The organism is Pseudomonas lini, assembly GCF_964063345.1.
GTDB lineage: Bacteria > Pseudomonadota > Gammaproteobacteria > Pseudomonadales > Pseudomonadaceae > Aquipseudomonas > Aquipseudomonas lini_B.
In genome coordinates this window covers 2,527,372-2,547,024 of sequence record NZ_OZ061318.1, presented here as the reverse complement: position 1 = coordinate 2,547,024, position 19,653 = coordinate 2,527,372, and the positions used below count along the sequence as shown (strand labels likewise).

The following is a 19,653-nucleotide window of genomic DNA, read 5'->3' as shown; positions in this document are numbered from 1 at the left end:
GGGCTTTATGGCTCGTACTACACCGATTAACCGCTACCGTAACATTGGTATCGTTGCTCACGTGGATGCTGGTAAAACCACCACCACCGAGCGCGTCCTTTTTTACACTGGCAAAAGTCACAAGATGGGCGAGGTGCATGACGGCGCCGCGACCACAGACTGGATGGTTCAGGAGCAGGAGCGTGGTATTACCATTACTTCTGCTGCCATTACCGCCTTCTGGCAGGGTTCCGAGAAGCAGCACAAGGACCAATACCGCTTCAACGTCATCGACACCCCGGGCCACGTTGACTTCACTATTGAAGTTGAGCGTTCCCTGCGTGTTCTCGACGGCGCGGTTGTTGTGTTCTGCGGCACCTCGGGTGTTGAGCCTCAGTCGGAAACCGTATGGCGTCAAGCCAACAAATACGGCGTTCCACGTCTTGTTTACGTAAACAAGATGGACCGTGCTGGTGCCAACTTCCTGCGCGTGATCGGTCAGATCAAGCAGCGTCTGGGTCACACTCCGGTGCCAATCCAGTTGGCCATCGGTTCCGAAGACAACTTCCAGGGTCAGATCGATCTGATGGCCATGGAAGCTGTTTACTGGAATGACTCTGACAAAGGCATGGTTCCAGTTCGCAAGCCTATCCCTGCTGAGCTGCAGGAACTGGCTGACGAGTGGCGCGGCAACATGGTTGAGGCTGCGGCCGAAGCCAGCGAAGAGCTGATGAACAAGTACCTCGAAGGTGAAGAACTCACCAACGCGGAAATCAAGGCCGCTCTGCGTCAGCGTACTATCGCTGGTGAGATCGTTCTGGCTGTTTGCGGTTCTTCCTTCAAGAACAAGGGTGTTCCCCTGGTTCTCGACGCCGTTATCGACTACCTGCCTGCTCCTACCGACATTCCTGCCATCAAGGGTACTGACCCGGATGACGAGACCAAGGAAATGGAGCGTCACGCAGACGACAGCGAGCCGTTCTCGGCTCTGGCGTTCAAGATCGCTACCGACCCATTCGTGGGTACCTTGACCTTCGTTCGAGTTTACTCGGGCGTGTTGGCCTCCGGCGACGGCGTGATCAACTCGGTTAAAGGCAAGAAAGAGCGCGTGGGTCGTATGGTGCAAATGCACGCAAACGCCCGTGAAGAAATCAAGGAAGTACGCGCTGGTGACATCGCGGCCTTGATCGGCATGAAGGACGTCACCACTGGTGAAACTTTGTGCAACGCTGACAAGCCAATCATCCTGGTTCGTATGGACTTCCCGGAGCCGGTTATTTCGGTTGCCGTAGAGCCTAAGACCAAGGACGACCAGGAAAAAATGGGTATTGCTCTGGGCAAGCTTGCTCAGGAAGACCCGTCTTTCCGCGTCAAGACTGATGAAGAGACTGGTCAAACGATCATCTCCGGCATGGGCGAGTTGCACCTGGACATCCTGGTTGATCGGATGCGCCGTGAGTTCAACGTCGAAGCCAACATCGGTAAGCCTCAGGTTTCCTATCGTGAGCGCATCACGAAGAACTGTGAAATCGAAGGTAAGTTCGTTCGTCAATCCGGCGGTCGTGGCCAGTTTGGTCACTGCTGGATTCGTTTTGCGCCGGCTGATGAAGGTCAGGAAGGTCTGCAATTCGTGAACGAAGTAGTGGGTGGTGTGGTTCCTAAGGAATACATCCCGGCTATCCAGAAGGGTATCGAAGAGCAGATGAAGAACGGCGTTGTTGCCGGCTATCCGCTGATCGGCCTGAAGGCTACCGTGTTTGATGGTTCCTACCACGACGTCGACTCCAACGAGATGGCGTTTAAAGTGGCTGCTTCCATGGCAACCAAGCAACTGGCCCAGAAGGGCGGTGGTGAGTTGCTTGAGCCGATCATGGCGGTAGAGGTGGTTACGCCTGAAGACTATATGGGTGACGTGATGGGCGACCTTAACCGTCGTCGCGGCATGATCCTGGGTATGGAAGACACGGTCTCCGGCAAAGTGATTCGCGCCGAAGTTCCGCTGGGTGAGATGTTCGGTTATGCGACCGACGTCCGTTCCATGTCCCAAGGTCGCGCAAGCTACTCTATGGAATTCAAAAAATACAATACAGCTCCGTCGCATATCGTCGAAACTGTTACCAAAAAACAAGGCTGATTCAGCCCCTTTAGGCTAGGAGTTAATTGTCGTGGCTAAAGAAAAATTTGACCGTACCCTCCCGCACGTCAACGTTGGCACCATCGGTCACGTCGACCACGGTAAAACCACGCTGACCGCTGCTCTGACTCGCGTCTGCTCCGAAGTTTTCGGTTCGGCCGTTGTTGCTTTCGACAAAATCGACAGCGCTCCGGAAGAAAAGGCTCGTGGTATCACCATCAACACCGCGCACGTTGAATACAACTCGCTGATCCGTCACTACGCTCACGTTGACTGCCCAGGTCACGCTGACTATGTGAAGAACATGATCACCGGTGCTGCTCAGATGGACGGCGCTATCCTGGTTTGCTCGGCCGCTGATGGTCCGATGCCACAAACCCGTGAGCACATCCTGTTGTCCCGTCAGGTTGGCGTTCCGTACATCGTTGTCTTCCTGAACAAGGCTGACATGGTTGACGACGCTGAGCTGCTGGAACTGGTTGAGATGGAAGTGCGCGATCTGCTGAGCACTTACGACTTCCCAGGTGACGACACTCCGATCATCATCGGTTCGGCTCTGATGGCTCTGAATGGCCAAGACGACAACGAAATGGGCACCACTGCCGTTCGTAAACTGGTTGAGACTCTGGACAGCTACATCCCAGATCCAGTTCGTGTTATCGACAAGCCGTTCCTGATGCCAATCGAAGACGTATTCTCGATCTCCGGTCGCGGTACTGTTGTAACTGGCCGTATCGAGCGCGGTATCGTCAAGGTTCAGGATCCACTGGAAATCGTTGGTCTGCGTGACACTACCGTCACCACCTGCACCGGTGTTGAAATGTTCCGTAAGCTGCTCGACGAAGGTCGTGCTGGCGAGAACTGCGGCGTTCTGCTGCGTGGTACCAAGCGTGACGACGTTGAGCGTGGCCAGGTTCTGGTTAAGCCGGGTTCGGTTAAGCCGCACACCAAGTTCGAAGCTGAAGTCTACGTTCTGAGCAAAGAAGAAGGCGGTCGTCACACTCCGTTCTTCAAAGGCTACCGTCCACAGTTCTACTTCCGTACTACTGACGTGACTGGTAACTGCGAACTGCCGGAAGGCGTTGAGATGGTAATGCCAGGCGACAACATCAAAATGGTTGTCACCCTGATCAAGACCATCGCAATGGAAGACGGTCTGCGTTTCGCTATCCGTGAAGGCGGTCGTACCGTCGGCGCTGGCGTCGTAGCCAAAATCATCGAGTAAGCTCTTTTTTGAGTTAGCTTCGATGAGTTGAAAAGGCCTCCGCTTAGCGGGGGCTTTTTTATTGGGTTGACACCTATATGGGGCGTCTATAGAATTGCGCCTCCTTTTAACGGGCGTATTGCGCTCGGTGGGAATAGCAGCCGGAGTCTGAAATCCAATGCAAAATCAGCAAATCCGTATCAGGTTGAAGGCTTTTGACCATCGCCTGATCGACCAATCCACCCAGGAAATCGTGGAAACCGCGAAACGTACTGGTGCTCAAGTGCGTGGTCCAATTCCACTGCCTACCCGTAAAGAGCGGTTCACCGTTCTGGTCTCCCCGCACGTCAATAAAGACGCGCGTGACCAGTACGAGATCCGTACTCATAAGCGCGTTCTGGACATCGTCCAGCCAACGGATAAAACCGTTGATGCACTTATGAAGCTTGATCTTGCGGCCGGTGTGGAAGTGCAGATCAGCCTCGGCTAAGACTCGGTCTTAGTCGTGTAACGCTCTGAAATGGGCGGCCATAGCGGGTGAAAGCCCCGTACACTCATGAGGTTTACAACATGACTATTGGTGTAGTCGGTCGTAAATGCGGTATGACCCGTATTTTCACCGAAGAAGGTGTCTCCATTCCGGTCACGGTCATTGAGATCGAGCCGAATCGCGTCACCCAGTTCAAAACTGAAGAGACCGATGGCTATCGTGCAGTGCAAGTCACTGTAGGCGAGCGTCGTGCTTCGCGTGTTACAGCTGCTCAGGCTGGCCACTTCGCTAAAGCGAACGTTGCCGCTGGTCGTACCGTAATGGAATTCCGCCTTGAAGAAGGCGAGTACCAGGCCGGCGATCTGATCAACGCTGAAATCTTCGCTGCTGGTCAACTGGTTGATGTAACCGGTCAGTCCAAAGGTAAAGGCTTCCAGGGTACGATCAAGCGTTGGAACTTCCGCGGGCAAGATAATACCCACGGTAACTCCGTGTCCCACCGCGTTCCAGGCTCTATCGGCCAGTGCCAGACTCCTGGTCGTGTATTCAAGGGCAAAAAAATGTCCGGTCATATGGGCGCTGAGCGCGTGACCGTGCAGTCCCTCGAAGTAGTGCGCGTGGACGCTGAACGCAATCTGTTGTTGGTCAAGGGTGCTGTTCCTGGCGCTACTGGCGGCAACTTGGTTGTACGTCCAGCAGCCAAGGCTCGCGGTTAAGGGGAAGCTGACATGCAATTAAATGTAAATGACGCTCAAGCGATCGAAGTTTCCGAACTGACATTTGGCGGCGAATTCAACGAGACGCTGGTTCACCAAGCAGTCGTGGCCTACATGGCCGGCGGCCGTCAAGGTAGCAAGCAGCAAAAGACCCGTTCCGACGTTCGTGGTGGCGGTAAGCGCCCATGGCGTCAGAAAGGTACTGGCCGTGCTCGTGCCGGTACTATCCGTAGCCCAATCTGGCGTGGCGGCGGTACCACTTTCGCAGCTCGTCCTCAGGATCACACCCAGAAGCTGAACAAGAAGATGTATCGCGCAGCAATGCGTTCCATCCTTGCTGAGCTGGTGCGTACTGATCGTCTGGTTGTGGTTCAGGACTTCGCTGTTGATGCACCGAAGACCAAAGATCTGCTGAACAAACTGACCGGCATGGGCCTGACTGACGTCTTGATCGTGTCTGAAGTGGTTGATCAGAACCTGTACCTGGCTGCTCGCAACCTGCCACACGTTGATGTACGTGACGTGCAAGGTTCCGATCCAGTTAGTCTGATCGCATACGACAAGGTGTTGATCACCGTGTCGGCCGTGAAGAAATTCGAGGAGCTGCTGGGATGAACCAGGAACGCGTATTTAAAGTTCTGCTTGGCCCGCACGTTTCCGAGAAGGCTACGGTTCTGGCTGACAAGAAAGGCCAGTTCGTTTTCAAGGTTGCAACTGACGCAACCAAGCTGGAAATCAAGAAGGCCGTCGAAAGCCTGTTCAGCGTGAAAGTAGAGCGTGTTACTACCCTGAATGTTCTGGGTAAGAGCAAGCGCACTGCTCGCGGTCTGGGCAAGCGTAATGACTGGAAGAAGGCAGTTATCTCCCTTCAGCCAGGCCAAGATCTCGATTTCAGCAGCAGTGCTGAGTAAGGAAGGGGTGCATCATGGCAATCGTTAAATGCAAACCGACTTCCCCTGGCCGCCGTTTTGTGGTCAAGGTGGTCAACCAGGAGCTGCATAAAGGCGCTCCTCACGCACCGCTGCTCGAGAAAAAATCGAAGACTGGTGGTCGTAACAACAATGGTCGTATTACCACTCGTCACATCGGTGGTGGCCATAAGCAGCATTATCGTCTGGTCGATTTCCGTCGCAACGACAAAGATGGCATCTCTGCCACTGTCGAGCGTATTGAATACGATCCAAACCGTACTGCTCACATCGCTCTGCTGCTGTACGCAGATGGCGAGCGTCGCTACATCATCGCCCCTAAAGGCGTGAGTGCTGGTGACCAGCTGATCGCAGGTGCTCTGGCACCGATCAAGCCGGGCAACGCTCTGCAACTGCGTAACATTCCAGTTGGTAGCACCGTACACGGCATCGAATTGAAGCCAGGTAAAGGCGCGCAAATCGCTCGTTCCGCTGGTGCTTCGGCTCAGCTGATCGCTCGTGAAGGTGTCTACGTGACCCTGCGTCTGCGTTCTGGTGAGATGCGTAAAGTGCTGGCTGAATGCCGCGCGACCCTGGGTGAAGTCTCGAACTCCGAGCACAGCCTGCGTTCGCTGGGTAAAGCTGGTGCCAAACGCTGGCGTGGCGTTCGCCCAACCGTTCGTGGTGTTGCCATGAACCCGGTTGACCACCCACATGGTGGTGGTGAAGGTCGTACCTCTGGTGGTCGTCATCCGGTATCGCCATGGGGCTTCCCGACTAAGGGCGCGAAGACTCGTGGTAATAAGCGTACCGACAAAATGATCGTCCGTCGTCGCAAGTAAATAGAGGGATACGACAGTGCCACGTTCTCTGAAAAAAGGTCCTTTTATCGATCTTCACCTACTGAAGAAGATCGAAGTGGCGGCGGAAAAGAATGATCGCAAACCGGTGAAAACCTGGTCGCGTCGTTCGATGATCCTGCCACAAATGGTCGGTTTGACCATCGCAGTACACAACGGTCGTCAACACGTCCCAGTTCTCGTTAACGAAGACATGGTCGGCCACAAACTGGGCGAGTTCGCCGGTACCCGCACTTATCGTGGGCACGTGGCAGACAAGAAAGCCAAGCGTTAAGGGGTTAGGAAATGGAAGTAGCCGCTAAGTTGTCGGGCGCTCGAATCTCCGCCCAGAAAGCCCGCTTGGTCGCCGACCAGATCCGCGGGAAGAAGGTGGGCGAAGCGCTCAACTTGTTGGCTTTCAGCAGTAAGAAAGCCGCCGAGATCATGAAGAAAGTGCTGGAGTCGGCCGTAGCCAACGCCGAGCATAACGAAGGCGCAGACGTTGATGACCTTAAAGTCAGCACCGTTTTCGTCAACGAAGGGCGTTCGCTGAAGCGCATCATGCCACGTGCCAAAGGCCGTGCTGATCGCATCGTCAAGCGGTCTTGCCATATCACTGTCAAGGTTGCTGACAAGTAACGGAGTCGAAGAGATGGGTCAGAAAGTACATCCCATTGGCATTCGCCTGGGAATCGTCAAGGAGCACACCTCCGTCTGGTACGCAGACGGTCGGACTTATGCGGACTATTTGTTCGCTGATCTGAAGGTGCGTGAGTATCTCCAAGACAAACTAAAAAGCGCGTCCGTAAGCCGTATCGATATCCATCGTCCGGCTCAGACTGCACGTATCACCATCCACACCGCTCGTCCAGGTATCGTTATCGGGAAGAAAGGTGAAGATGTTGAGAAACTGCGTCAGGACCTGACCAAGCAAATGGGTGTGCCTGTGCACATCAATATCGAAGAGATCCGTAAGCCGGAGCTCGACGGTATGCTGGTTGCGCAGAGCGTAGCTCAGCAGCTGGAGCGTCGCGTAATGTTCCGTCGCGCTATGAAGCGCGCTGTTCAGAACGCCATGCGCATTGGTGCCAAAGGCATCAAAATCCAAGTGAGCGGTCGTCTCGGCGGTGCTGAAATCGCACGTACTGAATGGTATCGCGAAGGTCGTGTGCCACTGCACACCCTGCGTGCCGACATCGACTATGCCAACTACGAAGCTCACACCACTTACGGTGTGATCGGTGTAAAGGTTTGGATCTTCAAAGGCGAAGTAATTGGTGGTCGCCAAGAAGAACTGAAACCACAAGCACCAGCGCCTCGTAAAAAAGCTGCTAAGTAAGGGGTACGCCAAATGTTGCAACCAAAGCGTACGAAGTTCCGCAAGCAGATGACAGGCCACAACCGTGGTCTGGCTCAGCGCGGTAGCAAAGTCAGCTTCGGCGAGTTCGCGCTGAAGTCTGTAGCTCGTGGTCGTCTCACCGCTCGTCAGATCGAGTCAGCGCGTCGTGCTCTGACCCGTCACGTTAAACGTGGCGGCAAGATCTGGATCCGTGTATTCCCGGACAAGCCTATTTCCAAAAAGCCACTCGAAGTTCGGATGGGTAAAGGTAAGGGTAGTGTGGAGTACTGGGTTGCCCAGATTCAGCCAGGCAAAGTCCTGTATGAAATCGAGGGTGTTTCTGAAGAGCTGGCGCGTGAGGCTTTTGCCCTGGCTGCTGCAAAGCTGCCGCTCGCCACCGCCTTTGTTAAACGGACGGTGATGTGATGAAAGCGAACGAACTTCGTGAAAAAGACGCGCCGCAGCTTAACGAGCAACTGCTCGGCCTGCTGCGCGACCAGTTCAATCTGCGTATGCAGAAAGCAACTGGCCAGTTGGGGCAGTCTCACCTGCTCCGGCAAGTTAAGCGTGACATCGCTCGCGTGAAGACTGTGCTCAAACAGCAGGCAGGTAAGTAATCATGGCTGAAGCCGAAAAAACCGTCCGTACGCTGACTGGCCGTGTTGTCAGCGACAAAATGGACAAGACCATCACCGTTCTGATCGAGCGTCGCGTAAAGCACCCGATCTACGGTAAATACGTTAAGCGTTCGACTAAGCTGCACGCGCACGACGAAACCAATCAGTGCCACATCGGCGACAAAGTCACTATTCGTGAAACTCGTCCTTTGGCCAAGACCAAGTCTTGGGCGCTGGTTGATGTTCTCGAACGCGCTGTGGAAGTCTAAGGACTAGGGGTCGGAGAAATTATATGATTCAGACTCAATCCATGCTCGATGTGGCCGATAACAGCGGCGCACGCCGCGTTATGTGCATCAAGGTGCTGGGTGGCTCCCATCGTCGTTACGCTGGTATCGGTGACATCATCAAAGTTACCGTGAAGGAAGCAATTCCTCGCGGTAAAGTGAAAAAAGGCCAAGTGATGACTGCTGTTGTAGTCCGCACTCGTCACGGCGTACGTCGTGCTGATGGCTCCATTATCCGCTTTGATGGCAACGCTGCTGTTCTTCTGAACAACAAGCAAGAGCCGATCGGCACCCGTATCTTTGGGCCAGTGACCCGTGAACTTCGTACTGAGAAGTTCATGAAGATCGTCTCGCTCGCCCCAGAAGTGCTGTAAGGAGATCCGACATGCAAAAGATTCGTCGTGACGACGAGATCATCGTGATCGCCGGCAAAGACAAAGGTAAGCGCGGTAAGGTGCTTAAGGTTCTCGCTAATAACCGTCTGGTTATTGGCGGTCTGAACCTGGTTAAGCGTCATACCAAGCCTAACCCGATGTCGGGCGTACAAGGCGGTATCGTCGAAAAAGAAGCTCCACTGGACGCTTCTAACGTCGCCATTTTCAACGGCGAAACCAACAAGGCTGACCGCGTTGGTTTCAAAGTAGAAGACGGCAAGAAAATTCGTGTCTTCAAGTCGACCCAAAAAGCGGTTGATGCTTGAACACTGCTAGGTAGAAGACCATGGCACGACTAAAAGAGATTTACTGGAAGGAAATCGCACCGAAGCTTAAGGAAGAACTTAAGCTTTCGAACGTGATGGAAGTTCCACGCGTTACAAAAATCACCCTGAACATGGGTCTGGGCGAAGCGGTCGGTGACAAAAAAGTCATCGAGCACGCTGTTGCTGACCTGGAAAAGATCACCGGCCAGAAAGTCGTTGTGACCTACGCTCGGAAATCCATCGCTGGCTTTAAAGTCCGTGAAGGTTGGCCGATCGGCGTCAAAGTGACCCTGCGCCGTGAGCGTATGTACGAATTCCTGGATCGTCTGCTGTCGATCTCCCTGCCTCGGGTACGCGACTTCCGCGGCCTGAATGCCAAGTCCTTCGATGGTCGTGGTAACTACAGCATGGGCGTTAAAGAGCAGATCATCTTCCCGGAAATCGACTACGACAAGATCGATGCTCTCCGCGGTCTGGACATTACCCTGACCACCACTGCCAAGAACGATGATGAAGGTCGCGCCCTGTTGCGTGCTTTCAAATTCCCGTTCCGCAACTGATTGGAGTAGGAAAATGGCCAAGATGAGCATGAAAAACCGCGAGCTGAAACGTCAGCTCACGGTTGCCAAGTACGCCAAAAAGCGTGCAGCACTGAAAGCTATCATCGTTGATCTGAACGCAAGTCCAGAAGCGCGTTGGGAAGCTACAGTAGCTCTGCAGAAGCAGCCACGTGACGCAAGCGCTTCGCGCATGCGTAACCGCTGCCGCCTGACCGGTCGTCCACACGGCGTTTACCGCAAGTTCGGCCTCGGCCGTAACAAGCTGCGTGAAGCTGCTATGCGTGGTGACGTACCTGGTCTGGTTAAAGCCAGCTGGTAAGCACTATCAAAGTCTCGGTGTTCGGGATCGCAAGATCCTGACCATCGGTGACCTTGAACTTGAATCAAGCCCCTATTGGGGCTTGATTCATTTGTGGGGTGTGTCTAGAATACCCGGCTCGCCTGAGCCCGTGCTTTTTTCGCATGGATGAGCTCGGCGACACGTAGTAGCCGCAAGGCTAATTTTTTTGTATTAGGAGCGTCTAGCCCATGAGTATGCAGGACCCGTTAGCGGACATGCTAACTCGAATCCGTAATGCCCAGATGGCTGAAAAGTCCGTCGTAAGCATGCCATCTTCTACTTTGAAGGTAGCTGTTGCCAAAGTCCTGAAGGACGAAGGTTACATTGCGGGTTATCAGATCAGCAGCGAAATCAAACCACTGCTGTCCATCGAGCTGAAGTACTTCGAAGGCCGTCCGGTCATCGAAGAAGTGAAGCGCGTTAGCCGTCCAGGCCTGCGTCAGTACAAGTCCGTCGATGATCTGCCAAAAGTTCGTGGCGGTCTCGGTGTGTCTATCGTCTCCACCAACAAAGGTGTGATGACGGATCGTGCTGCGCGCGCTGCCGGTGTCGGCGGCGAAGTTCTTTGCACTGTGTTCTAAGGGGGGATAAGCATGTCACGCGTCGCTAAGAACCCCGTTAAGCTGCCAGCCGGTGTCGAAGTCAAATTCGCAGGCCAACAGCTTTCGGTGAAGGGTGCCAAGGGCACTCTTGAACTGAACATCCATTCGTCCGTTGAGATCGTTGAAGAAGCTGGTGAGCTGCGTTTCGCTGCTCGCAATGGCGATCAACAAACTCGCGCAATGGCTGGTACCACTCGTGCGTTGGTAAACAACATGGTCCAAGGCGTAAGCCAAGGCTTCGAGCGCAAGCTCCAGCTGGTCGGTGTTGGTTACAAAGCGCAAGCAAAAGGCACAGTGCTGAACCTGGCTCTTGGCTTCTCGCATCCAGTGGATTATGAACTGCCGGAAGGCATCACCGCTGAGACTCCTAGCCAAACCGACATCCTGATTCGGGGTATCGATAAGCAGCTGGTAGGTCAAGTGGCCGCCGAGATCCGCGACTTCCGTCCACCAGAGCCGTACAAAGGCAAAGGTGTGCGCTACGCGGACGAAGTCGTCCGTCGTAAAGAAGCCAAGAAGAAGTAGGGCATAGCAAATGACCGACAAAAAAGTTACTCGACTGCGTCGCGCTCGCAAAGCACGCCTGAAAATGCACGAACTCGAAGTCGTGCGTCTCTGCGTGTTCCGCTCGTCGCAGCACATCTACGCCCAGGTCATTTCGGCCGACGGCAACAAAGTCCTGGCAAGTGCCTCGACTTTGGATAAAGAACTGCGTGATGGCGCCACTGGCAACATCGACGCGGCCACTAAGGTTGGCCAGCTGGTCGCTACGCGTGCTAAAGCCGCTGGCGTCTCGCAGGTGGCTTTCGACCGCTCTGGCTTCAAGTACCATGGCCGCGTCAAGGCGCTGGCTGATGCTGCTCGTGAAGCTGGGCTGGAGTTCTAAGTTATGTCAAATAACGACCAAAAGCGCGACGAAGGCTACATCGAGAAGCTGGTTCAAGTTAACCGCGTAGCCAAAACCGTTAAAGGCGGCCGTATCTTCACTTTCACTGCGTTGACCGTGGTTGGTGATGGTAAAGGGCGTGTTGGCTTCGGCCGTGGCAAGTCGCGTGAAGTGCCTGCTGCGATCCAGAAGGCAATGGAAGCTGCTCGCCGCAACATGATCCAAGTTGACCTGAACGGCACCACTCTGCAGTACGCAATGAAGTCCGCCCATGGCGCTTCGAAGGTGTACATGCAGCCTGCTTCTGAAGGTACCGGTATCATCGCTGGCGGCGCTATGCGTGCTGTCCTCGAAGTTGCTGGCGTTCAGAACGTTCTGGCCAAGTGCTACGGCTCGACTAACCCGGTAAACGTGGTTCACGCCACTTTCAAAGGTTTGAAAGCTATGCAGTCTCCTGAATCCATTGCCGCCAAGCGTGGCAAAAGCGTCAAGGAGATCTTCTGATCATGGCTACCGTTAAAGTTACGCTGATCAAAAGCATGACCGGCCGCATCCCTAACCACAAACTGTGCGTTAAGGGTCTGGGTCTGCGTCGCATCGGTCACACTGTAGAAGTACTTGATACTCCCGAGAATCGCGGGATGATCAACAAGGCTTACTACATGCTGCGTGTCGAGGGTTAATCGATGAAACTCAATGATCTGAGTCCAGCGCCGGGTTCCCGTCGCGAAAAGCATCGTCCGGGCCGTGGTATCGGTAGTGGTTTGGGCAAGACCGGTGGCCGTGGCCACAAAGGTCAGTCCTCCCGCTCCGGTGGCACCATTGCTCCAGGCTTTGAAGGCGGTCAACAGCCGCTGCATCGTCGCCTGCCGAAGTTCGGTTTCGTTTCCCTGAAAGCCATGGATCGCGCAGAAGTGCGTTTGTCCGAGCTGGCTAAAGTGGAAGGCGACATCGTCACCGTGCAGTCCCTGAAAGATGCCAACGTGATCAACGTCAACGTACAGCGTGTGAAAATCATGCTGTCCGGCGAAGTTACTCGCGCTGTTACCATCGGAAAGGGAATCGGCGCCACCAAAGGTGCGCGTGCGGCTATCGAAGCAGCTGGCGGCAAGTTCGAGGAATAAATGGCTAAGCAAGGTGCTCTCTCTGCGCTCGGCAAAGGCGGTATGTCTGAACTCTGGGCTCGTCTGCGTTTTCTATTCTTGGCGATTATCGTCTACCGAATAGGCGCACACATCCCGGTTCCAGGTATCAACCCGGACCGACTCGCGGACCTGTTTCGACAGAATGAGGGGACCATTCTTAGCTTGTTCAACATGTTTTCCGGCGGCGCGCTGGAACGGATGAGCATCTTTGCACTGGGGATCATGCCGTACATTTCGGCATCGATCATCATGCAGCTGATGACCGCCGTCAGCCCGCAGCTGGAGCAGTTGAAGAAGGAAGGTGAAGCTGGGCGTCGCAAGATCGCTCAGTACACCCGCTACGGCACTGTCGTCCTCGCTCTCGTTCAGGCAATTGGCATGTCCATTGGTCTGGCGGGGCAGGGCGTTTCGTTCACTGGTGACTTTGGCTTCCATTTCGTCGCGGTATCCACTTTTGTGGCTGGTGCGATGTTCATGATGTGGCTGGGTGAGCAGATTACTGAGCGTGGTGTTGGCAACGGTATCTCGATGTTGATTTTCGCAGGTATCGTCGCCGGTCTTCCGAGAGCGATCGGGCAGTCTTTCGAGTCTGCGCGTCAGGGTGATATCAACATTTTTGCCCTGGTTGCCATCGGTTTGCTGGCAGTAGCGATTATCGGTTTCGTGGTGTTCATTGAGCGTGGTCAGCGTCGTATTGCTGTTCATTACGCCAAGCGTCAGCAGGGCCGTAAGGTCTTTGCTGCGCAGACTAGCCACTTGCCGTTGAAGGTGAACATGGCCGGTGTTATTCCAGCCATTTTCGCGAGCAGCATTTTGCTGTTCCCGGCTTCGTTGGGTACCTGGTTTGGTCAGTCTGAAGGTATGGGCTGGCTGCAGGACATCTCGCAGTCGATCGCTCCTGGTCAGCCGTTGAATATTCTGCTGTTTAGTGCAGGGATTATTTTCTTCTGCTTCTTCTATACGGCGTTGATGTTCAATCCGAAAGACGTAGCGGAAAACCTGAAGAAGTCCGGTGCCTTTATTCCGGGTATCCGTCCAGGTGAACAGTCTGCGCGCTACATTGATGGCGTTCTGACTCGTTTGACCCTGTTCGGTGCTCTATATATGACGGCCGTGTGCCTGTTGCCCCAGTTCCTGGTGGTTGCAGCAAACGTTCCGTTCTACCTTGGCGGGACCTCGTTGCTGATCGTGGTCGTGGTTGTGATGGACTTCATGTCTCAAGTACAATCGCACCTCGTTTCGCACCAGTACGAATCCCTGATGAAGAAAGCCAACCTGAAGGGTTACGGCAGCGGCATGTTGCGCTGAGTACCCATAAGGTTCGAGGAGTTGGTGATGAAAGTTCGTGCATCGGTGAAAAAGCTGTGCCGTAACTGCAAGATTATTCGCCGCGAAGGTGTTGTTCGAGTAATTTGCAGCGCGGAACCGCGTCACAAACAGCGCCAAGGCTGAGTGTGATTGTGCTTCAAGCCCGGCAGCTAGTGCGCTGCCGGGTTGATTATTTGTTATTACAGCGATATTATCTCGCGCCCTATTTCTTGGCTTCCGGGGCGTAGGTAGCTGTCAATTGGAGTCCCACTGAATGGCCCGTATTGCAGGCGTTAACATTCCAGATAACAAGCATACTGTTATCTCGCTGACCTACATCTATGGTGTTGGTCGCACTACTGCACAGAAAATTTGTGCAGTGACTGGGGTAAACCCAGCCGCAAAGATCAAAGATCTGAGCGACGAGCAGATTGAACAGCTGCGTGGCGAAGTGGCGAAGTTCACCACTGAAGGTGACCTGCGTCGCGAAATCAACATGAAAATCAAGCGTTTGATGGACCTCGGTTGCTATCGCGGTCTGCGTCATCGTCGTGGTCTTCCAGTGCGCGGTCAGCGTACCAAGACTAACGCGCGTACCCGTAAAGGTCCGCGTAAGCCGATCCGCAAGTAATCGCCCCAGCGAATCGACAGGAAATTAATCATGGCTAAACCTGCTGCTCGTCCTCGTAAAAAAGTTAAAAAGACAGTGGTTGATGGCATCGCCCACATCCATGCATCTTTTAACAACACAATCGTGACCATCACCGACCGTCAAGGCAACGCTCTTTCCTGGGCTACCTCCGGTGGTTCGGGTTTCCGCGGTTCCCGCAAGTCCACCCCGTTTGCTGCTCAAGTAGCTGCTGAACGTGCTGGTCAAGCTGCGCTGGAATACGGCCTGAAAAACCTCGACGTTAACGTCAAAGGTCCAGGCCCAGGTCGTGAATCTGCAGTCCGCGCTTTGAACGGCTGTGGCTACAAGATCGCCAGCATCACCGACGTGACGCCAATCCCGCACAACGGGTGCCGTCCGCCGAAGAAGCGCCGCGTGTAATCCAGGAGATTGTAAAGAATGGCTCGTTACATTGGTCCAAAATGCAAACTCGCTCGTCGCGAAGGCACCGATCTCTTTCTGAAGAGCGGCGTGCGCGCGATCGAATCGAAGTGCAACATCGAAGCAGCACCTGGTATCCACGGCCAACGCCGCGGTCGCCAGTCCGATTACGGCACCCAACTGCGTGAAAAGCAGAAGGTCCGTCGTATCTACGGCGTTCTCGAGCGTCAATTCAGCGGCTACTACAAAGAAGCTGCTGGCAAGAAAGGCGCAACTGGCGAAAACCTGTTGCAGCTGCTCGAATGCCGTCTGGACAACGTTGTATACCGTATGGGTTTTGGCTCTACTCGTGCCGAATCCCGTCAGCTGGTATCGCACAAGTCGATCAGCGTTAACGGTCAGACCGTAAACGTTCCGTCTTACCAGGTTCGTGCTGGTGACGTGGTCGCAGTTCGCGAGAAAGCAAAGAACCAACTTCGCATTGTCCAAGCTCTCGATCTGTGTGCCCAACGTGGCCGCGTAGAATGGGTAGAAGTAGACACTGAGAAGAAGTCGGGCGTTTTCAAGAACGTTCCTGCTCGCAGTGATCTGTCCGCCGACATCAACGAAAGCCTGATTGTCGAGCTCTACTCCAAGTAAGGGCTAGAAAATAGGTGCATCCATGCAGATTTCGGTAAATGAGTTCCTGACACCCCGCCATATTGATGTGCAGGTTGTCAGTCCAACCCGCGCCAAGATCACTCTCGAGCCTCTCGAGCGTGGTTTCGGCCACACCCTGGGCAACGCGCTGCGCCGCATCCTGTTGTCCTCAATGCCCGGCTGTGCAGTAGTCGAGGCCGAGATTGACGGTGTACTCCATGAGTACAGCGCCATCGAAGGCGTACAGGAAGACGTAATTGAAATCCTGTTGAACCTTAAAGGTCTGGCTATCAAGCTGCACGGTCGTGACGAAGTTACGCTGACCTTGTCGAAGAAGGGTTCGGGGGTGGTTACCGCTGCCGATATTCAGCTGGATCATGATGTCGAGATCGTTAATCCCGATCACGTAATCGCTAACCTGGCGTCTAACGGCGCCCTGAACATGAAGCTCACCGTAGCTCGTGGTCGTGGTTATGAACCGGCAGACTCGCGTCAGAGCGATGAAGACGAAAGCCGCAGCATCGGTCGCTTGCAGCTTGACTCTTCGTTCAGCCCGGTTCGCCGTATCGCATACGTGGTGGAAAACGCCCGTGTCGAACAGCGTACTAACCTGGACAAGCTGGTTATTGATCTGGAAACCAACGGTACCCTGGATCCTGAAGAGGCTATCCGCCGTGCTGCAACCATTCTGCAACAGCAGTTGGCTGCGTTCGTCGACCTCAAAGGTGACAGTGAGCCAGTGGTTGTCGAGCAGGAAGACGAGATCGATCCGATCCTGCTTCGCCCGGTTGACGATCTGGAACTGACTGTACGTTCGGCTAACTGCCTTAAGGCGGAAAACATCTACTACATCGGTGACCTGATTCAGCGTACCGAAGTAGAGCTGTTGAAGACTCCGAACCTTGGCAAGAAATCCTTGACTGAAATCAAGGACGTTCTGGCCTCCCGCGGTCTGTCCCTCGGCATGCGCCTCGACAACTGGCCGCCTGCGAGTCTTAAGAAGGACGACAAGGCGACTGCCTGATCGTCGTAATCACCGAACGTTGTGTTTGGTAAGGAATGAACCATGCGTCATCGTAAAAGTGGTCGTCACCTGAGCCGCACCAGCTCGCACCGCAAGGCCATGTTTCAAAACATGGCGGTGTCGCTGTTCGAGCACGAGCTGATCAAAACTACACTGCCAAAAGCCAAAGAACTGCGCCGCGTTGCTGAGCCGCTGATCACTTTGGCCAAGACAGACAGCCTGGCTAACCGCCGTCTGGCTTTCGACCGTACTCGTTCGAAAGCTATCGTTGGTAAGCTCTTCAACGACCTGGGCAAGCGTTACGCTACCCGTGAGGGTGGCTACCTGCGCATCCTCAAGTGCGGTTTCCGCACTGGCGACAACGCGCCTATGGCGTACGTCGAGTTGGTTGATCGTCCTGTCGGCGGTGAAGCTGTATCCGCTGAGTAAGACGTCAGTCTGAAACGAAGAACCGGGCCTAGTGCCCGGTTTTTTGTGCCTGTAAAAAATGCGCCATGCCTACAAGCTACTATGCTGTCCAAGTCTGCATTATGGACAGGGGGAAAATATTGTTAGTTATTTCCTATTGATGCCTACAAATTAATGCATTGGTAGCTTTCATATAGAAGATTAATACTTCCCCTCAAGCCGATTAGCCGGCATATCAAAATTGATAGAGGAAGAAGATCAAAATGAGCCAGAACAAGACATTGACCACCGCCAGCGGCGCACCTGTGGCGGATAATCAGAACTCCCGCTCTGCGGGGCCTAGAGGCCCATTGCTCCTCGATGATTTCCATCTGATCGAGAAGCTTGCCCACTTTAATCGTGAAAACATCCCGGAGCGCCGTGTACATGCCAAGGGTTCGGGTGCTTACGGTACTTTCACCGTTACCAATGACATCACTCAATACAGCATGGCCGACTTGTTCTCGGCCGTGGGCAAGCAGACTCCGACCTTCCTGCGTTTTTCCACTGTGGGCGGTGAGCGCGGTTCGGCTGATACCGCACGAGATCCGCGTGGTTTCGCACTGCGGTTCTATACCGAAGAAGGTAACTGGGACGTCGTTGGCAACAATACGCCGGTGTTCTTCATTCGAGATCCGCTGAAGTTTCCCGATTTCATTCACACGCAAAAGCGCGACCCACACACCAATTTGAAAAGTTCGCAGAATGTCTGGGACTTTTGGTCGCTCTCACCTGAAGCGCTGCATCAGATCACCATTTTGATGTCCGATCGGGGTATCCCGGATGGCTACCGGCACATGCACGGATTCGGCAGCCACACCTTCAGCCTGATCAACGCCCAAGGCGTTCGTCACTGGGTTAAATGGCACTACAAGACCCAGCAAGGCATCAAAAATCTTGATCCAGCGGTTGCAGCGCAACTTGCGGGTACTGATCCTGATTACGCCCAGCGCGACCTGTTCAATGCCATCGAGCGCGGGGATTTTCCGAAATGGGACGTATGCATGCAGATCATGACCGAGGCTCAGGCAGCAAGCCACGCTGATAACCCGTTTGATGTCACCAAGACCTGGTCTCAACAGGACTTTCCTCTGATCAGGGTCGGTGTGCTGGAGTTGAACCGCAATCCGAAGAATTACCATGCCGAGGTGGAACAAGCAGCCCTCGCTCCGAGCAATATCGTGCGTGGCGTTGGCTTCTCGCCGGATCGCATGCTGCAAGGTCGGATCTTCGCTTACGCTGATGCGCATCGGTACCGCGTAGGGACCAACCACCAGCAACTGCCGGTGAACGCACCGCGCAGCCCGGTGAATACCTATCAACGCGATGGTGCCATGGCGTATGGCAATTACGGTGCTGGCGCGCCCAATTACGAGCCTAACAGCTATGCGGGGGCGCCCAAGCAGGACGCGAGCTATGCGGAGCCGGCATTGTCATTGAGTGGTGCGGCCGATCGTTACGACCACCGCACAGATGGGGATTACTTCAGCTATGCCGGTGCTTTGTATCGACTGATGAGCGACGAACAGAAAACGTTGCTGGTCAACAATATCGCCGGTTCGATGGATGGTGTCTCGAATGATGTCCTTGACCGGGTACTGGAATATTTCTTCAAAGCCGATCCAGCGTATGGAGACGCAATCGCAAAGCTGTTGAGCAAATAGATTACGTAGTCTAAACGATAAGCAGAACCGCCCTCATTTGGGCGGTTTTTGCGTTATTTAAGCCACTTTTCTAAGAATATCTTCGCTTTTATAGCGTCGGGCGAGTGACCTTCCGGTCAGGTTGGTTCAAACTACAGACTTTCAAGCAGGGAGATGTAGGGCGATGCAAGGTCACCCAGACGTAATCGATTACCTCAACACGTTGCTGACAGGCGAACTGGCAGCCCGTGATCAATATTTCATCCATTCGCGGATGTACGAGGACTGGGGTTTCACCGAGCTCTACGAACGTATCAATCACGAGATGGAAGAAGAGGCGCAGCACGCTGACGCTCTGATGCGTCGGATCCTCATGCTCGAAGGCACTCCACGTATGCGTCCGGACGATCTGGATGTGGGCACCACTGTGCCTGACATGCTCGCTGCTGACCTGCGTCTGGAATACAAAGTTCGCGCGGCTCTGTGCAAAGGCATCGAGCTTTGCGAGCTGCACAAGGATTACGTCAGCCGCGAGATCCTGCGCATTCAGCTGGCCGATACCGAAGAAGATCACACCTACTGGCTCGAGAAGCAGTTGGGTCTGATCAAGCTGATTGGCCTGGAAAACTATCTGCAATCGCAGTTCTGATGCTGTTGTAGGAGCGAGGCTTGCCCGCGAAGGGATCGCCGCGGTGCATCAGCCAGACCGAGGTGAGGCCTTCGCGGGCAAGCCTCGCTCCTACAGAAACGCACAAAAAAGCCCCTGTCACTGATGAAGTGACAGGGGCTTTTTCG

Annotated in this window: 32 protein-coding genes; all 32 read left to right on the top strand. The window is 54.3% G+C overall.

Features of this window, described 5'->3' with window-relative positions; translation table 11 throughout:
* Window positions 1–7: 7 nt before the first annotated feature.
* The 32 genes from fusA (at window position 8) to bfr (ending at window position 19,507) form a co-directional block, all read left to right on the top strand.
* Entirely contained in the window at window positions 8–2,113 is a 2,106-nt protein-coding gene (gene fusA / locus AB3226_RS11565) for an elongation factor G (RefSeq protein ID WP_038981309.1), read from the top strand.
* 31 nt (window positions 2,114–2,144) lie between these two features.
* Complete coding sequence (tuf, locus tag AB3226_RS11560) at window positions 2,145–3,338, top strand: elongation factor Tu (protein ID WP_007896660.1); 1,194 nt, start codon at window positions 2,145–2,147, stop codon at window positions 3,336–3,338.
* 157 nt (window positions 3,339–3,495) lie between these two features.
* The gene (gene rpsJ / locus AB3226_RS11555) at window positions 3,496–3,807 is read left to right on the top strand and encodes a 30S ribosomal protein S10 (RefSeq protein WP_003186070.1); all 312 of its coding nucleotides are present in this window, start codon (window positions 3,496–3,498) and stop codon (window positions 3,805–3,807) included.
* A gap of 80 nt (window positions 3,808–3,887) precedes the next feature.
* Window positions 3,888–4,523 (top strand): 50S ribosomal protein L3, encoded by a 636-nt coding sequence (gene rplC, locus AB3226_RS11550; RefSeq protein ID WP_003186059.1) that lies wholly within the window; start codon window positions 3,888–3,890, stop codon window positions 4,521–4,523.
* Between the two features lie 12 nt (window positions 4,524–4,535).
* Complete coding sequence (gene rplD / locus AB3226_RS11545) at window positions 4,536–5,138, top strand: 50S ribosomal protein L4 (RefSeq protein ID WP_007896707.1); 603 nt, start codon at window positions 4,536–4,538, stop codon at window positions 5,136–5,138.
* Complete coding sequence (gene rplW, locus AB3226_RS11540) at window positions 5,135–5,434, top strand: 50S ribosomal protein L23 (protein WP_002555488.1); 300 nt, start codon at window positions 5,135–5,137, stop codon at window positions 5,432–5,434. Before rplD ends, rplW begins: the two co-directional genes overlap by 4 nt.
* A gap of 14 nt (window positions 5,435–5,448) precedes the next feature.
* Window positions 5,449–6,273: a 50S ribosomal protein L2 gene (rplB, locus tag AB3226_RS11535; protein ID WP_003176423.1), complete on the top strand. Its 825-nt coding sequence runs from the start codon at window positions 5,449–5,451 to the stop codon at window positions 6,271–6,273.
* 16 nt (window positions 6,274–6,289) lie between these two features.
* Window positions 6,290–6,565, top strand: a complete 276-nt coding sequence (gene rpsS, locus AB3226_RS11530; RefSeq protein WP_002555486.1) for a 30S ribosomal protein S19 — start codon at window positions 6,290–6,292, stop codon at window positions 6,563–6,565.
* An 11-nt stretch (window positions 6,566–6,576) separates the two neighbouring features.
* Window positions 6,577–6,909, top strand: a complete 333-nt coding sequence (gene rplV, locus AB3226_RS11525) for a 50S ribosomal protein L22 (protein WP_003103908.1) — start codon at window positions 6,577–6,579, stop codon at window positions 6,907–6,909.
* A 13-nt stretch (window positions 6,910–6,922) separates the two neighbouring features.
* Entirely contained in the window at window positions 6,923–7,609 is a 687-nt protein-coding gene (gene rpsC / locus AB3226_RS11520) for a 30S ribosomal protein S3 (protein WP_003176422.1), read from the top strand.
* Between the two features lie 12 nt (window positions 7,610–7,621).
* Window positions 7,622–8,035: a 50S ribosomal protein L16 gene (gene rplP / locus AB3226_RS11515; protein ID WP_007896757.1), complete on the top strand. Its 414-nt coding sequence runs from the start codon at window positions 7,622–7,624 to the stop codon at window positions 8,033–8,035.
* A complete protein-coding gene (rpmC, locus tag AB3226_RS11510) occupies window positions 8,035–8,226 on the top strand; it encodes a 50S ribosomal protein L29 (protein ID WP_008030901.1) in 192 nt (63 codons plus the stop codon). Before rplP ends, rpmC begins: the two co-directional genes overlap by 1 nt.
* A gap of 2 nt (window positions 8,227–8,228) precedes the next feature.
* Window positions 8,229–8,495 (top strand): 30S ribosomal protein S17, encoded by a 267-nt coding sequence (rpsQ, locus tag AB3226_RS11505; RefSeq protein ID WP_003176419.1) that lies wholly within the window; start codon window positions 8,229–8,231, stop codon window positions 8,493–8,495.
* Between the two features lie 23 nt (window positions 8,496–8,518).
* Window positions 8,519–8,887: a 50S ribosomal protein L14 gene (gene rplN / locus AB3226_RS11500; RefSeq protein WP_002555479.1), complete on the top strand. Its 369-nt coding sequence runs from the start codon at window positions 8,519–8,521 to the stop codon at window positions 8,885–8,887.
* A gap of 11 nt (window positions 8,888–8,898) precedes the next feature.
* Complete coding sequence (gene rplX / locus AB3226_RS11495; protein WP_003176416.1) at window positions 8,899–9,213, top strand: 50S ribosomal protein L24; 315 nt, start codon at window positions 8,899–8,901, stop codon at window positions 9,211–9,213.
* 20 nt (window positions 9,214–9,233) lie between these two features.
* Window positions 9,234–9,773, top strand: a complete 540-nt coding sequence (gene rplE / locus AB3226_RS11490; RefSeq protein WP_003176415.1) for a 50S ribosomal protein L5 — start codon at window positions 9,234–9,236, stop codon at window positions 9,771–9,773.
* Window positions 9,774–9,786: 13 nt separating this feature from the next.
* Window positions 9,787–10,092 (top strand): 30S ribosomal protein S14, encoded by a 306-nt coding sequence (gene rpsN, locus AB3226_RS11485; protein ID WP_003176414.1) that lies wholly within the window; start codon window positions 9,787–9,789, stop codon window positions 10,090–10,092.
* Window positions 10,093–10,301: 209 nt separating this feature from the next.
* A complete protein-coding gene (gene rpsH, locus AB3226_RS11480; RefSeq protein WP_003186040.1) occupies window positions 10,302–10,694 on the top strand; it encodes a 30S ribosomal protein S8 in 393 nt (130 codons plus the stop codon).
* Window positions 10,695–10,706: 12 nt separating this feature from the next.
* On the top strand, window positions 10,707–11,240 hold the full coding sequence (rplF, locus tag AB3226_RS11475; RefSeq protein ID WP_007896774.1) for a 50S ribosomal protein L6: 534 nt from the start codon (window positions 10,707–10,709) through the stop codon (window positions 11,238–11,240).
* Window positions 11,241–11,250: 10 nt separating this feature from the next.
* Window positions 11,251–11,601: a 50S ribosomal protein L18 gene (gene rplR, locus AB3226_RS11470; protein ID WP_003186037.1), complete on the top strand. Its 351-nt coding sequence runs from the start codon at window positions 11,251–11,253 to the stop codon at window positions 11,599–11,601.
* A gap of 3 nt (window positions 11,602–11,604) precedes the next feature.
* Window positions 11,605–12,105, top strand: coding sequence for a 30S ribosomal protein S5 (rpsE, locus tag AB3226_RS11465; protein WP_003186035.1), 501 nt, complete (start codon window positions 11,605–11,607; stop codon window positions 12,103–12,105).
* Window positions 12,106–12,107: 2 nt separating this feature from the next.
* Window positions 12,108–12,284, top strand: a complete 177-nt coding sequence (rpmD, locus tag AB3226_RS11460; RefSeq protein ID WP_003186033.1) for a 50S ribosomal protein L30 — start codon at window positions 12,108–12,110, stop codon at window positions 12,282–12,284.
* Between the two features lie 3 nt (window positions 12,285–12,287).
* Window positions 12,288–12,725: a 50S ribosomal protein L15 gene (gene rplO, locus AB3226_RS11455; protein WP_007896782.1), complete on the top strand. Its 438-nt coding sequence runs from the start codon at window positions 12,288–12,290 to the stop codon at window positions 12,723–12,725.
* On the top strand, window positions 12,726–14,054 hold the full coding sequence (secY, locus tag AB3226_RS11450) for a preprotein translocase subunit SecY (protein ID WP_008073883.1): 1,329 nt from the start codon (window positions 12,726–12,728) through the stop codon (window positions 14,052–14,054). It abuts the gene before it with no gap.
* A gap of 27 nt (window positions 14,055–14,081) precedes the next feature.
* Window positions 14,082–14,198: a 50S ribosomal protein L36 gene (gene rpmJ / locus AB3226_RS11445; protein WP_002555468.1), complete on the top strand. Its 117-nt coding sequence runs from the start codon at window positions 14,082–14,084 to the stop codon at window positions 14,196–14,198.
* 130 nt (window positions 14,199–14,328) lie between these two features.
* Complete coding sequence (gene rpsM / locus AB3226_RS11440; protein ID WP_003186020.1) at window positions 14,329–14,685, top strand: 30S ribosomal protein S13; 357 nt, start codon at window positions 14,329–14,331, stop codon at window positions 14,683–14,685.
* Between the two features lie 30 nt (window positions 14,686–14,715).
* A complete protein-coding gene (gene rpsK, locus AB3226_RS11435; protein ID WP_002555466.1) occupies window positions 14,716–15,105 on the top strand; it encodes a 30S ribosomal protein S11 in 390 nt (129 codons plus the stop codon).
* 18 nt (window positions 15,106–15,123) lie between these two features.
* Complete coding sequence (gene rpsD, locus AB3226_RS11430) at window positions 15,124–15,744, top strand: 30S ribosomal protein S4 (RefSeq protein WP_003176404.1); 621 nt, start codon at window positions 15,124–15,126, stop codon at window positions 15,742–15,744.
* Window positions 15,745–15,766: 22 nt separating this feature from the next.
* Window positions 15,767–16,768, top strand: a complete 1,002-nt coding sequence (gene rpoA / locus AB3226_RS11425; protein ID WP_003186012.1) for a DNA-directed RNA polymerase subunit alpha — start codon at window positions 15,767–15,769, stop codon at window positions 16,766–16,768.
* Between the two features lie 42 nt (window positions 16,769–16,810).
* Complete coding sequence (gene rplQ, locus AB3226_RS11420) at window positions 16,811–17,197, top strand: 50S ribosomal protein L17 (protein ID WP_007896790.1); 387 nt, start codon at window positions 16,811–16,813, stop codon at window positions 17,195–17,197.
* Between the two features lie 242 nt (window positions 17,198–17,439).
* The gene (locus AB3226_RS11415; protein ID WP_367373154.1) at window positions 17,440–18,879 is read left to right on the top strand and encodes a catalase; all 1,440 of its coding nucleotides are present in this window, start codon (window positions 17,440–17,442) and stop codon (window positions 18,877–18,879) included.
* 163 nt (window positions 18,880–19,042) lie between these two features.
* Entirely contained in the window at window positions 19,043–19,507 is a 465-nt protein-coding gene (gene bfr, locus AB3226_RS11410; protein ID WP_123359019.1) for a bacterioferritin, read from the top strand.
* Window positions 19,508–19,653 lie beyond the last annotated feature (146 nt).

What these genes read in the sequence shown, in the direction of transcription:
- rplR (WP_003186037.1), top strand. Translation starts at nt 11,251, where the DNA reads ATGACCGACAAAAAAGTTACTCGACTGCGTCGCGCTCGCAAAGCACGC.
- rplE (WP_003176415.1), top strand. Translation starts at nt 9,234, where the DNA reads ATGGCACGACTAAAAGAGATTTACTGGAAGGAAATCGCACCGAAGCTT.
- rplQ (WP_007896790.1), top strand. Translation starts at nt 16,811, where the DNA reads ATGCGTCATCGTAAAAGTGGTCGTCACCTGAGCCGCACCAGCTCGCAC.
- AB3226_RS11415 (WP_367373154.1), top strand. Translation starts at nt 17,440, where the DNA reads ATGAGCCAGAACAAGACATTGACCACCGCCAGCGGCGCACCTGTGGCG.
- rplF (WP_007896774.1), top strand. Translation starts at nt 10,707, where the DNA reads ATGTCACGCGTCGCTAAGAACCCCGTTAAGCTGCCAGCCGGTGTCGAA.
- rplW (WP_002555488.1), top strand. Translation starts at nt 5,135, where the DNA reads ATGAACCAGGAACGCGTATTTAAAGTTCTGCTTGGCCCGCACGTTTCC.
- rplC (WP_003186059.1), top strand. Translation starts at nt 3,888, where the DNA reads ATGACTATTGGTGTAGTCGGTCGTAAATGCGGTATGACCCGTATTTTC.
- rplN (WP_002555479.1), top strand. Translation starts at nt 8,519, where the DNA reads ATGATTCAGACTCAATCCATGCTCGATGTGGCCGATAACAGCGGCGCA.
- rpsC (WP_003176422.1), top strand. Translation starts at nt 6,923, where the DNA reads ATGGGTCAGAAAGTACATCCCATTGGCATTCGCCTGGGAATCGTCAAG.
- rplX (WP_003176416.1), top strand. Translation starts at nt 8,899, where the DNA reads ATGCAAAAGATTCGTCGTGACGACGAGATCATCGTGATCGCCGGCAAA.
- rplV (WP_003103908.1), top strand. Translation starts at nt 6,577, where the DNA reads ATGGAAGTAGCCGCTAAGTTGTCGGGCGCTCGAATCTCCGCCCAGAAA.
- rpmJ (WP_002555468.1), top strand. Translation starts at nt 14,082, where the DNA reads ATGAAAGTTCGTGCATCGGTGAAAAAGCTGTGCCGTAACTGCAAGATT.
- bfr (WP_123359019.1), top strand. Translation starts at nt 19,043, where the DNA reads ATGCAAGGTCACCCAGACGTAATCGATTACCTCAACACGTTGCTGACA.
- rpsE (WP_003186035.1), top strand. Translation starts at nt 11,605, where the DNA reads ATGTCAAATAACGACCAAAAGCGCGACGAAGGCTACATCGAGAAGCTG.
- rpsD (WP_003176404.1), top strand. Translation starts at nt 15,124, where the DNA reads ATGGCTCGTTACATTGGTCCAAAATGCAAACTCGCTCGTCGCGAAGGC.
- rplP (WP_007896757.1), top strand. Translation starts at nt 7,622, where the DNA reads ATGTTGCAACCAAAGCGTACGAAGTTCCGCAAGCAGATGACAGGCCAC.
- rpsN (WP_003176414.1), top strand. Translation starts at nt 9,787, where the DNA reads ATGGCCAAGATGAGCATGAAAAACCGCGAGCTGAAACGTCAGCTCACG.
- rpsJ (WP_003186070.1), top strand. Translation starts at nt 3,496, where the DNA reads ATGCAAAATCAGCAAATCCGTATCAGGTTGAAGGCTTTTGACCATCGC.
- fusA (WP_038981309.1), top strand. Translation starts at nt 8, where the DNA reads ATGGCTCGTACTACACCGATTAACCGCTACCGTAACATTGGTATCGTT.
- rplD (WP_007896707.1), top strand. Translation starts at nt 4,536, where the DNA reads ATGCAATTAAATGTAAATGACGCTCAAGCGATCGAAGTTTCCGAACTG.
- secY (WP_008073883.1), top strand. Translation starts at nt 12,726, where the DNA reads ATGGCTAAGCAAGGTGCTCTCTCTGCGCTCGGCAAAGGCGGTATGTCT.
- rpsM (WP_003186020.1), top strand. Translation starts at nt 14,329, where the DNA reads ATGGCCCGTATTGCAGGCGTTAACATTCCAGATAACAAGCATACTGTT.
- rpmD (WP_003186033.1), top strand. Translation starts at nt 12,108, where the DNA reads ATGGCTACCGTTAAAGTTACGCTGATCAAAAGCATGACCGGCCGCATC.
- rplO (WP_007896782.1), top strand. Translation starts at nt 12,288, where the DNA reads ATGAAACTCAATGATCTGAGTCCAGCGCCGGGTTCCCGTCGCGAAAAG.
- rpsK (WP_002555466.1), top strand. Translation starts at nt 14,716, where the DNA reads ATGGCTAAACCTGCTGCTCGTCCTCGTAAAAAAGTTAAAAAGACAGTG.
- rpsH (WP_003186040.1), top strand. Translation starts at nt 10,302, where the DNA reads ATGAGTATGCAGGACCCGTTAGCGGACATGCTAACTCGAATCCGTAAT.
- rpsQ (WP_003176419.1), top strand. Translation starts at nt 8,229, where the DNA reads ATGGCTGAAGCCGAAAAAACCGTCCGTACGCTGACTGGCCGTGTTGTC.
- rpoA (WP_003186012.1), top strand. Translation starts at nt 15,767, where the DNA reads ATGCAGATTTCGGTAAATGAGTTCCTGACACCCCGCCATATTGATGTG.
- rplB (WP_003176423.1), top strand. Translation starts at nt 5,449, where the DNA reads ATGGCAATCGTTAAATGCAAACCGACTTCCCCTGGCCGCCGTTTTGTG.
- rpmC (WP_008030901.1), top strand. Translation starts at nt 8,035, where the DNA reads ATGAAAGCGAACGAACTTCGTGAAAAAGACGCGCCGCAGCTTAACGAG.